This window comes from Mucilaginibacter puniceus (assembly GCF_054783175.1).
The window spans coordinates 174,630-187,719 of sequence record NZ_BAAGRB010000002.1; the positions used below are offsets into that span (position 1 = coordinate 174,630).

General features: G+C 38.2%; 15 protein-coding genes. 8 read left to right on the forward strand and 7 right to left on the reverse strand.

Annotation, left to right across the window (positions count from 1 at the left end; translation table 11 throughout):
- Positions 1–29: 29 nt before the first annotated feature.
- Positions 30–809 carry an amidohydrolase gene (locus tag ACYVJ6_RS07595; RefSeq protein ID WP_460693451.1) on the reverse strand — a complete coding sequence of 260 codons (780 nt, stop codon included), beginning with the start codon at positions 807–809 and terminating at the stop codon, positions 30–32.
- A gap of 40 nt (positions 810–849) precedes the next feature.
- Positions 850–2,004 (reverse strand): methionine aminotransferase, encoded by a 1,155-nt coding sequence (locus tag ACYVJ6_RS07600; RefSeq protein ID WP_460693452.1) that lies wholly within the window; start codon positions 2,002–2,004, stop codon positions 850–852.
- A gap of 38 nt (positions 2,005–2,042) precedes the next feature.
- Between ACYVJ6_RS07600 and ACYVJ6_RS07605 the strand changes: the two genes are divergently transcribed.
- From ACYVJ6_RS07605 to ACYVJ6_RS07635, 7 genes are all read left to right on the forward strand, one after another.
- Positions 2,043–3,014 (forward strand): ABC transporter substrate-binding protein, encoded by a 972-nt coding sequence (locus ACYVJ6_RS07605; RefSeq protein ID WP_460693453.1) that lies wholly within the window; start codon positions 2,043–2,045, stop codon positions 3,012–3,014.
- A complete protein-coding gene (locus ACYVJ6_RS07610) occupies positions 3,014–3,868 on the forward strand; it encodes an ABC transporter permease (protein WP_460693454.1) in 855 nt (284 codons plus the stop codon). The genes ACYVJ6_RS07605 and ACYVJ6_RS07610 overlap by 1 nt, the downstream gene beginning before the upstream one ends.
- Before the next feature lie 20 nt (positions 3,869–3,888).
- On the forward strand, positions 3,889–4,683 hold the full coding sequence (locus tag ACYVJ6_RS07615; RefSeq protein WP_460693455.1) for an NIPSNAP family protein: 795 nt from the start codon (positions 3,889–3,891) through the stop codon (positions 4,681–4,683).
- 2 nt (positions 4,684–4,685) lie between these two features.
- A complete protein-coding gene (locus tag ACYVJ6_RS07620; protein WP_460693456.1) occupies positions 4,686–5,291 on the forward strand; it encodes a TMEM175 family protein in 606 nt (201 codons plus the stop codon).
- Positions 5,292–5,393: 102 nt separating this feature from the next.
- Positions 5,394–6,611 carry an endo-1,4-beta-xylanase gene (locus tag ACYVJ6_RS07625; RefSeq protein WP_460693457.1) on the forward strand — a complete coding sequence of 406 codons (1,218 nt, stop codon included), beginning with the start codon at positions 5,394–5,396 and terminating at the stop codon, positions 6,609–6,611.
- Between the two features lie 69 nt (positions 6,612–6,680).
- Entirely contained in the window at positions 6,681–7,865 is a 1,185-nt protein-coding gene (locus ACYVJ6_RS07630) for an endo-1,4-beta-xylanase (RefSeq protein WP_460693458.1), read from the forward strand.
- A gap of 38 nt (positions 7,866–7,903) precedes the next feature.
- Positions 7,904–8,758: an alpha/beta hydrolase gene (locus tag ACYVJ6_RS07635; protein ID WP_460693459.1), complete on the forward strand. Its 855-nt coding sequence runs from the start codon at positions 7,904–7,906 to the stop codon at positions 8,756–8,758.
- Between the two features lie 48 nt (positions 8,759–8,806).
- Here ACYVJ6_RS07635 and ACYVJ6_RS07640 read toward each other — a convergent pair whose 3' ends face one another.
- Positions 8,807–9,226, reverse strand: coding sequence for a VOC family protein (locus ACYVJ6_RS07640; protein ID WP_460693460.1), 420 nt, complete (start codon positions 9,224–9,226; stop codon positions 8,807–8,809).
- Between the two features lie 2 nt (positions 9,227–9,228).
- Positions 9,229–9,741 carry a DinB family protein gene (locus ACYVJ6_RS07645; RefSeq protein WP_460693461.1) on the reverse strand — a complete coding sequence of 171 codons (513 nt, stop codon included), beginning with the start codon at positions 9,739–9,741 and terminating at the stop codon, positions 9,229–9,231.
- 126 nt (positions 9,742–9,867) lie between these two features.
- On the opposite strand from ACYVJ6_RS07645, the gene ACYVJ6_RS07650 reads away from it, so the two are divergent.
- Positions 9,868–10,839, forward strand: coding sequence for a GlxA family transcriptional regulator (locus ACYVJ6_RS07650; protein ID WP_460693462.1), 972 nt, complete (start codon positions 9,868–9,870; stop codon positions 10,837–10,839).
- Here the strand turns inward: ACYVJ6_RS07650 and ACYVJ6_RS07655 are convergent, their stop codons facing one another.
- From ACYVJ6_RS07655 to ACYVJ6_RS07665, 3 genes are all read right to left on the reverse strand, one after another.
- Positions 10,840–11,592: a PAS domain S-box protein gene (locus ACYVJ6_RS07655; protein WP_460693463.1), complete on the reverse strand. Its 753-nt coding sequence runs from the start codon at positions 11,590–11,592 to the stop codon at positions 10,840–10,842.
- Between the two features lie 266 nt (positions 11,593–11,858).
- Positions 11,859–12,557: a DUF2490 domain-containing protein gene (locus tag ACYVJ6_RS07660; RefSeq protein WP_460693464.1), complete on the reverse strand. Its 699-nt coding sequence runs from the start codon at positions 12,555–12,557 to the stop codon at positions 11,859–11,861.
- A gap of 71 nt (positions 12,558–12,628) precedes the next feature.
- Positions 12,629–12,901 (reverse strand): hypothetical protein, encoded by a 273-nt coding sequence (locus ACYVJ6_RS07665; RefSeq protein ID WP_460693465.1) that lies wholly within the window; start codon positions 12,899–12,901, stop codon positions 12,629–12,631.
- Between the last annotated feature and the right edge of the window lie 189 nt (positions 12,902–13,090).

Here is a 13,090-nt window from a genome sequence, read left to right on the forward strand (position 1 = left end):
TCATTAATAGATTGGAGCAAGTTAGCTGATTAATCTTTGAGTTCAAATTGATCGGCATCCTTTAAAAACGGAAAGGCGCGCCTTGCGTAAGCAATCTCATCGGCCATAATAGGGAAGGTATATACATCATCTTCATCGCGTTTATAATATACTACGTTGCCATTAGGGTCAATACAAGTGGAATCACCTGAATGATATATCTCATTGCCATCATGACCAACCCGGTTAACACCAATTACATAACATTGGTTTTCAACAGCACGTGCCGGTATCAGTGTACGCCAGGCTAATGAACGGCGTTCGGGCCAGTTAGCTACAACTATTAACAGATCATAAGTTTGATTAACATTACGCAGCCACACCGGGAAACGCAGATCATAACATATAACCGGACAAATTTTCCAGCCTTTAAGTTCTACTATCAGCTTTTTCTTACCTGCTGTATAGGTATCATCTTCCTTACCCAGTCCAAATAAGTGCCTTTTATCGTAATGCTTAAAGTTGCCATCAGGAAGCATCCAAATTAATCGATTATAATGTTTTCCCTTGTCGGTGATGATCAAACTGCCGGTAACTACACAATTATACTGCATAGCTATTTTTTGCATCCACTGCATGGTTTTACCATTCATGGGTTCACCCAATTTTTCTGCATTCATAGTAAAACCGGTATTAAACATTTCGGGTAAAATGATCAAATCGGTTTTTTCACGTATTGCAGATAATCGCAACGCTATATTTTGCAAATTTTTATCAATTTTTTCCCAAAAAAGGTATCCTTGATAAAGGGTGATTTTTAAATTATCCATAATTCGGTAAGTTCGGCAGTTTAACTAATACGTATTATTATTACAAAGGTTTAAGTTTGCTTAATCGCTCAATCGCGGTATCTAATGTTTCTTTCTTCTTCGCAAAACATAAACGTAATACCTGATGATCTGTTGCCTGCGTATAAAAAACAGAGGTTGGTATAACGGCAACTTTGGCCTCTCGGGTCAATCTCAAAGCAAAATCAATATCACTTTCATCGCTTAGGTTTTGGTATTTAACACATTGAAAGTAAGAACCATAGCAAGGTAGTAAATCAAATTGTGTTTGTGCTAATCCTTCACGAAAATAATCTCGTTTTTGCTGAAAAAATGCAGGCAGGTCCATGTAAGTACTTTCATCCTCTAAATACTTTGCCATAGCATACTGCATTGGAGAATTAACGCTAAAAACCAGGTATTGGTGTATTTTTCTAAATTCAGCCATTAAATAATCAGGAGCAAGGCAGTAGCCAACCTTCCATCCGGTTGCATGAAATAGCTTTCCAAATGATGCTACGATAAAACTGCGTTCCTTTAATTCGGGATAGCGTGCCATACTGCGGTGCGTTTCGCCATCATATATCAAATGCTCATAAACCTCATCGCTTAAAATAAATATATCCTGGTTTTTAACTATCGCGCTCAACTGTTCAATATCATCCTCATGCAAAATGGTAGCCGTGGGGTTATGGGGCGAATTAATAATGATTAGTTTGGTACGATTGGTGATCAACTTTTTAACCATATCCCAATCAATGCGGTAATCGGGCGGTGCCAACTCCAGCGATTTTACAATACCACCCATTAGCTTAATGGCAGGTGAGTAGCAGTCAAATGCCGGTTCAAATATAATTACCTCATCATTAGGATGTATGAGGGTGCTAATTACAGTAAAAACAGCTTGTGTTCCACCGGCTGTAATAGTTATTTCTGTATCGGGATCGTATTTGCTGTTATGCAATTTTTCCACCTTGTTAGCCACTTGTTCGCGCAATGCCATTACGCCCGCCATTGGCGCATACTGATTATGGCCATCTTTCATGGCCTGATTGATCAGTTCAATTAAAACAGGTGAACATTCATAATCAGGAAAGCCCTGTGAAAGATTTATTGCACCAACTTCGGCCGCCAAAGCCGACATGGTGGTAAATATTGTAGTGCCGAGTTGTGGTAGTTTTGATATTATAGAAGTCATGTTGGGTTAAAATTAAGCGAAATATATAACTTAGTAGCATGAAGCTGATAAAACCTTTAATTGCTGCTACTTTACTAATCATACTTACATCATGCAATACAAAAACTAAAAATGATGTGCCGATTGTAGGTTTTGTTGACGCTTTTGAGGACGCTACCATAGCACAGGCACGTACCGGGTTTGCGGATGCTTTAAAGAAAAATGGTTTCAGCGAAGAGCAAAATACCCTAAAAATCGAATATCGAAATGCCCAGGGTAGCATACCCACGTTAACACAAATAGTGAATTATTTTATAAGTGTACCTGTTGACCTATTGGCTACCTGTACAACGCTATCATCGGTTACGGCAGTGCAAAAAACTAAAACTATCCCCATTTTTGAAATGGTATCGCCAACGCCCGAGCGAATGAACGTGCTTGATGCCCACGGTAAAGCGCCCGCTAACTTATTTGGCGCGGTTGAGGATTTGAATTATATCGATACTTCATTTTCAATTATTCCTAAACTTATTAAGCCTAAAAATGGCAAATTGGTTATCGGAATGATATATAATCAATCGGAACCACAATCAGCAGATGCTATGGAGCGGATAAAGGGTTTGGCTAACCAATTAAATATTACCTTGATAGCTTTACCCTTAAATTCGTCCGCCGAAGCACAATTAGTAACGCTGGCTTTGTTAAACAAAAACATTGATGCATTTTTTGCCAACCCGGATAATACCGTATTTGCCGCTTTTGAAACTATCCTGAAAAACTGCAACCAAAAAAATGTACCCATATTTACCAGTGAGGCCGGTTTAGTACAAAGAGGCGCAGTAGCTGCTTTTGGTGCTGATATTTATCAATGGGGATACCAGGCTGGTGAACAGGCCGCACAATACTTAAAAACAAATAAAACTGACGGATTGAAACCCGAAATGGTGAAAATCAGGAAGCGGGTATATAATGCAGAGGCTGTTAAAAAGTATAATATCACCATTCCGCCAAACTTTGAAGCTGTAAAATAATGGACTTTTACCTCACCGCTTTATTACAGGGATTGTGCTTTTCGGGACTTGCGTTAGGTATTTATATATCCATGAAAATATTTAACATCCCGGATATTACTACGGATGGCAGTTATACCCTGGGTGCTGCGATTACGGCAGTAATGCTCATTCATCATTTGCCGGGCTATATTATTTTGCCCGCAGCGATCATCTCCGGTGGCATATCGGGAGCGATAACGGGGTTGATCCATACTAAGCTGAAGGTTAACCCCTTGTTGGCAGGTATATTGGTAATGACGGCGCTTTACTCGGTTAATTTAACGGTAATGGGTAGATCTGATCTTCCGTTGATCAATACCTCATCCATATTTACGGCTGTAAATTTGATTGAAAATCCCAATCAAAACACGCTCATTATCCTTGTTTTTTTTGTGCTGATAATAACTTTGCTGATTGGTTATTTATTGAAAACAGATTTCGGCATTGCTATGCGTGCTACGGGTAACAGCGAAACTATGGTGCGGGCATTAGGGGTAAATACCGATCGTATGAAAATCATCGGCCTGGCTCTGGCAAACGCATTAACAGCGGTTAGCGGTTATCTAATTACCCAATTGCAAGGTTTTGCGGATATTAATATGGGTATTGGTATTGTAATAGGAGGGCTGGGATCGGTTATTATTGCCGAAACTTTTATTAGCTGGTTTAATATTACGTCCATTTGGTTGAGCCTTGCTTTAGTGCTTATGGGTGCAATTATCTTTCAAATGGTACTGGCTGTTACCTTAAGTATAGGGGTTGATGCAAATTTATTGAAATTAGTTACTGCAGTTTTTGTATTAATCATCGTAAGTTTACCGAGAATAAAATAAACCAAGTAATTATAAAATTTATGAGATCATCTTTGAAAAACTATATTAACCCTTTGATGGGTGTTGTGGTATTTGTGTTGTGTTTCTGTGTGACTATAAAAGCTAACGCAGCCGACAGGTATTATTATCAAATTAAGGTATATCACCTTAAAAACGCTAAACAAGTTGCCACGGTTGAGGGCTTTTTGCAAAACGCTTATCTGCCGGCATTGCATAAGTTAGGTATCAAAAATATTGGGGTTTTTAAACCGATAACTGATGCGGATACCACTGACCACAAAATTTATGTTTTTACACCATTTAAAAGCATGGACGAACTGGAAAGTACCCCGGCTAAATTGTTAAAAGACCAACAATACCTGGCTAACGGAAAAGATTACCTGGATGCTCCGGTTGCTAATTTACCTTATGTACGCATAGAAACTATATTACTACGGGCATTTGGGGTAGCGCCTACTGTAGAATTGCCAAAACTAACCGCTAACAAAACTGATCGTTTTTATGAATTACGCAGTTATGAAAGTGGTACCGAAAAATTACATGCCAACAAAGTTGAAATGTTTGACCATGAAGTAGCTATTTTTAATAAAATAAATGCAAATGGTGTGTTTTATGCACAAGTTATAGCGGGTAGCCGCATGCCTAATTTAATGTATTTAACCACTTACAATAGCCAGCAAGACAGGGACGACCACTGGAAAGCATTTTTTGCACATCCTGATTGGAAAGAGTTATCTGCTAAGCCTGAATACAAAGGTAACGTGCAAAAGAACGATCAAACATTTTTACACCCTACAAGCTATTCTGATTTTTAAACATGAGTAACGTGCACATAGGCAAAGGACGCTTAGAGGCATTTAGTGATGGTGTAATAGCCATTATAATCACTATTATGGTATTGGAGTTAAAAACTCCTCAGGGTCATGATTTGGCCGATTTAGCGCCTACTTTTCATGTGTTTGTTAACTATGTTTTGAGTTTTATATATGTAGGTATATACTGGAATAACCACCACCATACTATGCATATTATAAAATCCATAAACGGTGGAATATTATGGGCCAATATGCACTTGCTTTTTTGGCTTTCGATGGTCCCATTTGTGACAGCATGGATGGGCGAGACCGATTTTCAGTCTCCGGCACCTGTAGCAATGTATGGCTTTGTGCTATTAATGAATGCCATAGCTTACACGATATTGGTGATAACATTGGTAAAGCACGAAGGTTCTGAATCCTTATTAGCACATGCATTAGGTAAAGACTGGAAAGGTAAAATATCAATAATTATATACTTAACTGCTATAGCCATGGCATGGGTTAATACCTGGATCAGCTTTGCTTTATATGTTACAGTTGCCTGTATTTGGTTTATGCCCGATAAAAGAATTGAAAAAGTAGTGGCAACAGATAAACATGAATAGTATCGCACCTGCCTTATCAAACAAAAAAGTGACAATAGCTACTGGAATATAATATCTAATTATTACTAATTTTATTCACTCTAAAACCAATAACCAAATAACATGAAGACATATTTACTTAAAAACCGCAGGCGGAACTTTGCCCTTATTGCGGCAGCGTTTGTTACCGTAACCTCTTACACGCAATGTACGCCTAAGCAAAGTGCGTCTATATCTGCAGTGCCGAATACAACACCTATAAATGATCCTAATAAAGGCTTAAAAGATTATCTAAGCCCATACTTTAAAGTTGGTGTAGCTGTAGCAATGCAATCACTTAGCCGCGACTCGGCATTGATCATAAAAGAGTTTAACAGCGTAACACCTGAAAATGATATGAAGCCGGGTGTTTTACACCCGTCAGAAAATACCTGGAGATGGGAAAATGCCGATGCCATTATGGCTTTTGCCAAAAGGCATAACATCGCTGTACGTGGTCATAATTTATTATGGCACAGCCAGGATGCAAGGTGGTTTTTTACTGCGCCTGATGGTAAACCATCAAGCAAAGAATTGGTACTTCAACGTTTAAGAGACCATATTCATGCAGTTGTGGGGCGTTACAAAGGACAAATCTATGCATGGGATGTAGTGAATGAAGCTGTACAAGATGGTGCGGATTCAACCGTGATTTATCGTACCAACAGCCCATGGTGGAACCTATTTAAAAGCCCCGAGTTTATCGAAGCTGCTTTCCGTTACGCACATGAAGCTGACCCTAAAGCTAAATTATACTATAACGATTACAGCAGCGAAAGTGATACCAAACATCGTAAAATATATAAGCTGGTTAAAAATTTAAAGGATAAAGGTGTACCTATAGATGGTGTGGGTTTCCAGGCACACTGGAAAGTTAACAATCCAACAGTTCAGCAATTGCGTACTGCTTTAGATGAGATCATATCATTGGGTTTAGATGTGCAGTTTACAGAGTTAGATATTGATATCCGTGTGCCGGCAGCCTTAGACCCGGCAGGTGCGATTATACCGGCCGCAGGCGCCACGACTACTCCGGTTGATCCGGGTTATACTGCAGAATTGGAAGCACTGCAAGTTGCGCAATACAAAAAAATGTTTGATGTGATGAAAGAATACAAAAAACATATTAGCAGCGTAACTTTTTGGAACGTTACTGACAGATCAAGCTGGTTAGATGGTCGCGCCCAGGGTGGAGGTGCAGCAACAGCAACCGCTGGACGTATACCGCGTAAAGCTTATCCATTATTGTTTGATGTTGACGGAAACCGTAAAAAAGCATATTGGGCCGTAGTTAATAAATAATCTTAAATAATAGTACTCAAAAAAGCCTCCCGAATTTTTTCGGGAGGCTTTTTTTAACCAATTGTAATTATGAAGAAGTATTCATTTAACGTTTGCAGAAGACAAATAGCTGTTGTCATAGCTTTAGCAACATTGTCGGCTTTAGTGCAATGTACACCTAAACAAACTGCAACTGTTTCATCCGTACCCAATACTACACCACAAGCTGATTTGAGCAAAGGTCTGAAAGATTATTTTAAAGATGATTTCCTGGTGGGAGTAGCAGTTGGTTCAAGATCAATAAGAACCGATTCGGCCTTAATTATTAGGGAGTTTAATAGTGTAACTGCAGAGAATGATATGAAGGTAGGCGTTATCCATCCCGAAGAAAACAGATGGAACTGGAAAAATGCTGATGATATTGTTGCCTTTGCCGAAAGACACCATATTAAGATACGCGGCCATAATTTACTGTGGCATAAGCAGGGTGCCGAATGGATGTTTACCGGCCCTGATGGAAAGCCAGCCAGTAAGGAGTTGCTATTACAGCGTTTAAAAACGCATATTTTTACTGTTATGAACCGGTATAAAGGTAAAATGTATGCATGGGATGTGGTTAACGAGGCTATTGAAGATGGCCCCGATCCCAATAAAATGTACCGCGATACCAAATGGCTGGAGATATTTAACGGGCCCGAATATATAGAAGCCGCTTTTAGGTTTGCCCATGAAGCAGATCCCAGTGCTAAACTGTACTATAACGAGTTTAATAGTGAGCGCCCGGATAAACGTGAAAAAATTTTTAAATTACTAAAAAAACTAAAAGCCGATAAGGTACCAATTGATGGTGTAGGCTTCCAGGCACATTGGACAGTAGGCAGGCCGTCTGCTGATCAGATACGGACAGCCTTGGATCAAGTAATATCATTGGGCCTGGACGTACAGTTTACCGAATTGGATATTACGGTACATGCTAAGCCCGCAGAGATCATTCCGGGAAAGCCATTGGTTGACCCGGGGTATACACCCGAAGCAGAGGCTAACCAAATTGCCAAGTACAAAATGGTGTTTGATATTTTCAGACAATACAAAAAACATATTAATTCGGTTACGTTTTGGAATGTGAGTGATAGGGGGAGTTGGTTAGACAGTCGTGGCGGTGGCTCGGCAGGCGACCCAATTCCTAGCCCACCAATAATGCTTAAAGCATATCCACTATTGTTTGACGTTAGCGGACAACGTAAAAAAGCTTATTGGGCGGTTGTTAATAATTAGTTAAATCATAACCTATAAGCCAACTAACCTGTGTTATTATGAAGTTTATCCTGGTCTTTGCTGTATTGTTAATTTTGGCATTAAGTAGTAATGCGCAAACCAAAACATACTTATGGCCGGGAGCTGTGCCGGGCGAAACAGAGGCAAAGCATGAACCGGTTTTATCCAATAATCAGTCAGGGAATGTTAAGCGTACTACCAATGTAACCAACCCGGCTATTTTGGCGTTTCAACCGCAAGCATCCTTAAATAATGGCTATTCGGTAGTTATTTGTCCCGGTGGCGGATATGAAACTTTGGCAACAGACAAGGAAGGTTCAGAAATAGCACAATGGTTTAATAAAATGGGTTATACCGCATTTGTATTAGAGTATCGTACACCCAATAAGCGTTTAGGGGCATTGCAAGACCTGGAGCGCGCAATGCGTGTAATTAAAAGCAATGCCGCTAAATGGCAAATTGATCCGGATAAATTAGGTGTTATTGGTTTCTCGGCAGGGGCGGATATGGCAGCAAAGTTAAGCACCCAGTATGAAAACAATGCTTATCCTGCAGTAGATGATCTGGATAAGCTATCTATCAAACCTGCATTTGCTATGATAATCTATCCGGGCTACCTGAATGATGGGCCCGGCAGATCATTAACTCCTCAATTAAGTAAAATGGATGCCAACACCCCAACCACCTTTGTTTTCCAGGCAGCCGATGATGGTAGTGGCGGAAGCTCGACAACATATGCTTTGGCGTTGCAGAAAGCTAAGGCACCAGTCGAGTTTCATTTAGTACCAAAAGGTGGCCATGGTTATGGTATGCGTGCAGGTAATCCTGCAGCCGAAGCTTGGCCAAAATATGCCGAAGCATGGTTAAAGGTTAATGTATTAGGCAAACAATAAAATATGCTTATAGAGACACAATATTTTGTGTCTCTATAAGTTTTCCTATTACATTTTATCAAAGCTAATCATCCATTGTATGCCAAACTTGTCGTCAACCATACCAAAATAGGAGCCCCAAAAGGTGTTGTCCATAGGCATTTTTATAGTACCCCCAACTGAAAGGCCGTTAAATACACTATCAGCCTGCTGTTTACTGTCAGCATGAAAAGACAGAGAAATACTATTGCCGGGCTTAAGCGTTGTACACATATCGCCAACAGCATCGGTAGCCATTAAAACACTGCTACCTATTGGTAAAGCTATGTGCATTAACTTGTTTTTATCTTCTTCCGCAATGGTGCCTGCTTCGGGTGTGTCGCCAAAGCGTTGTATCATTGCAAAATCGCCACCAAAAATTGATTTGTAAAAGTTGAAAGCCTCCTCGGTATTGCCCGGAAAGTTTAAATACGGATTAATTTGTGCCATGATTAGTTTATTAATGATTTATTTAATTGATTAACTATGTTTTGTATTTGATGAATATGCCTTTTAGTGTGAAATAGAAAAAAATATACAGCTTCTAATCGGGTAAAATAACCAAATGTTGGTATTTCAAAACTACGGCAAGTTTTGGTCATGTCTAAAATTTCAACATCATTAATTATTGCCGATTTAATAGTTTCCAATTTAGCCAGATGCTTGTTTAAATCATATTTACTTAAAGCAGGAGTGACGTTAGGAGCCGCAACACTTTTCTGTTCAAAGTCTAAAAACATGGTTTTTATTCGTGTTACGTGTTTATCTACCGGCCTGTTTGTTGCTTCTGTTTCTCCGTTCAATAAATAATGAAAGCCGTCTCCAACCAGGCATATGTGTTCAACCACCTGCCCGGTTGTCCAACATCCTTCATAAGGAGCATCATTATAATTATCCGGGTTGATTATTTTAATTAGCCAATTAATAGTTTGGTCAATGTCAGCTATTAGCTCTGCTTTTTTCATAGTTGTTAATTTTAATTAAAGGTAGTAGCTGATGCAATAATTTATAATGTGTGAAAATGTCATTCTTAGGGGGCATTTAAGACAAAAAATATTTATGTTTACTTATAAACAAATAAACATAACTCTATGATAAAAGTGGGCCTGTTGTTACCCAAGCATTACCGGTTGTTAAGCATAGCCGCTATTTTGGATGTGTTTGATACAGTAAATAAGTTTTACCGTAAAGCCGTACAGCCTGAACCATTTAACCTATCTCTTTTATATGATCAAAGCGATAGGTTTGAGCAAATGGATAGTATGATGAATTATCCGGCTGAACCTATTAATGACGCTAATAAAAAGGAATTAATATTGGTACCATCTTTTAATACGGATGATATTAAAAATACCATTAGCGAAAACCAGGTGTATATACCCTGGCTAATACAGCAATATCATCAAGGCGCACATATAGCAACTTTTTGCACCGGGGCCTTTTTATTAGCGTCTACCGGGTTGTTAAACGGAAAAACAGCTACTACCCATGTTGATGCCTGTAATGGCTTTGCGGCAGCTTTCCCGGATGTGAAACTTAGATCAGATAAAACTTTAACCGAAGATGGTAGGTTGTATACCAGTGGCGGGTCAACTTCAACGTTCCATTTATTATTGCATTTGATTGAGTTGCATTGCGGGCGAGATATAGCCATAAGAGCCGCTAAAGTATTTGCTATCGATATGGATAGGGACAATCAATCTTACTTTAGTACTTTTCAACCCATACGTAACCATCATGACGAATTGGTAGCAAAGGCCCAACAGCAAATAGAAAGTCGTTATAATGATGCTGAAACTATTGAAGAGATCATTAAAGATATCCCGTCAAGCAGAAGAAATATAGTGCGTAGGTTTAAACACGTAACCGGTATTACACCTATTGAATACTTACAGCAAACCCGTATTGAGGCCGCTAAAAAATTACTTGAACAAACAAGCCAGCAAATGATGGAAGTAATTTATAATTCGGGTTATAATGACCCTAAAGCTTTTAGAAAAGTGTTTAGAAAAACAGTTGGGATGACCCCGTCTGAATATCGCGAAAAGTTCCAGGCAAACTAATTATACATCTATCGCATTTAATTCTCTATTATTTTTCTGGGTGATCTCATCCATTTCTTTGGTGCATTGTTGTAAAAGGCGGATATATTCTGATCTTTCCTGTTCATCAGTTGTTTCTTTTAGCAAATCAACTAAACTGAGCATTGAGCAAAGCGGTTTTCTCAATTCATGTGAATTTGACCAGGCTACATTTAACAATACTTCGTTGCTGCTTTTTATTTTTCGATTAGCTTCCTGCAACTTTTGTTCTTTCTCTAATAATTCCGTAACATCAGTAGCCATAACTACCCTGCAATTTTTATTTTCAAACACCATAGCATGTGATGTAATAGTCACCATAATACTTTGCCCGTTTGATTTTAAATGCTCCCATACCCCCCAATTTTTAATATCACCCTTCTCTCCGGAAATAAAACTTTTCAGTTTAGTATGATCGCGCTCCGGGCGGATATCAAATACGGTTAGTTTCAAAAACTCATTGCGTGTATAGCCGTATTTAGCTAAAGTAGCATCATTTACTTTAATAAAACCATAAGTTTCAATATTATAAATCCACATGGGGTTAGGATTTGACTCAAATAGCTCACGGTATTGTTCTTCTGATTGGGATAGTTTTTTTTGTTGGTTGCCAATTTCGATATATAAAATAACTGCTATAGCGATAACAAAAGCAAAGTTATTTAAACTTCGAAACAGATCCAGGCGCGCCGGGCCTAAATAGGCAAAAAACAAAGTGATCAACGGATCACTCATTAATCCCCATAATATACCTGTTATTAAAAAATATACTGGTATACGAAGCCGTTTTGATACTGAGTTATACAATTGGTTATTATGCGTTTATAAATAATTATACGCAATTTCCCTAAATGTAGTTGTAATTTTGTTAGGTTAAAGATAATTTTTGCTAAAAACATCAGGAAAGCTCCTTTTATTAACTATGCCATAAATAAAACTTAATTTAAGCATATCAAGTGCTGTTGGCATAGACAGTTGCTATGTTATCCTTTGCTAAATAATTAAAACCGGGTAAAAAGTGCGAGTTGTATTATATTATTTCGCACATCAACTGACGTGCGTTTTTGAAAAAGGTTCATATAGCCTACTTCGATATCCAGCTTTGAACTAAAGCGCTGACCTATACCACCATATAATCTGTTTTGGTCAAATAAGCTGCGATTTATTAAGCCTTTATTTTGCACATTTAAAAATATTTCATCCTGTACAGATACAAAGGGTCCTTTTTTAAAGGTTGATTCTTGTTTAGCTAATGGTATCACAAATTTTAAAAAGTACCTGAAACGCTGCGAAAATACACTTGTTGTGGGTGTTTTTTCAATAAAGCGTTGTTCTAACCTGAAACGGTTAGTAATAGCTATGGCTTTGATAGCTTCATTATGAACATATTGTTCATTGATACGATGTTCAGTAAGCGAAGTGGAGGGTGCGGGGCCGCTGTTAGTTTCATATACAGTATGGCCCAAAGAAAAATTATTTTTTTTATCGAAAGTATAGGCTATAGCAGACCTGAATAAGAAATTACGTACATACTTCACCTCATCAGCCGACCTGAACATTACATCAAATTGTAAGCCCCAATGATTGTTGATTTTAGTAGAGTTTAACATGGAAAGCCAGGCAGAGTGTTCTGTACTTTGAGCAAATAATAAAACGGGAGATAGGATAAAAAAGGATATAATATAAAAAAAACGTTGCATAATTATATTTAGAAATACTTGGATATGCGCAATAATAGCAAGATAATTTAAAAGAATGCAATTGTGGTTGGTTATGTAGTGCCTTTTTTACAGGTTAATAGTTTATTAGCTATAAGTGCTTTATCTGCCGCCGACTTTGCCAATAATAAGGCATTATTAAAATGAACGGCTGCTTGTTTATTATCCATATCCAAATACAGCTCACCTAATAAGCTGTGATATAAATGGTTATTGAAAAGGTTTAGTTTTTCTGCCTCAATTATGGCCTCAGCTTTACCATTGGCTCTTGATAAAGCATAAGTACGGTTTAATGCGGCAATAGGCGAATATTCTGTTTGTAACAAGTGATTGTATAATTGTAATATATTTTCCCATTTTTCAGGGGTATCAACCGGGATGGTATGCAGTATGCAATACCCGCCTCCAGGTGATATTTTGATAGATCATTACCATGCAATCCCTTGTTCAAATAATACTCACCTTTTGTAATCATTTCTGAATACGAATAAAAAATCTTTCATCTTGTTAAAGTT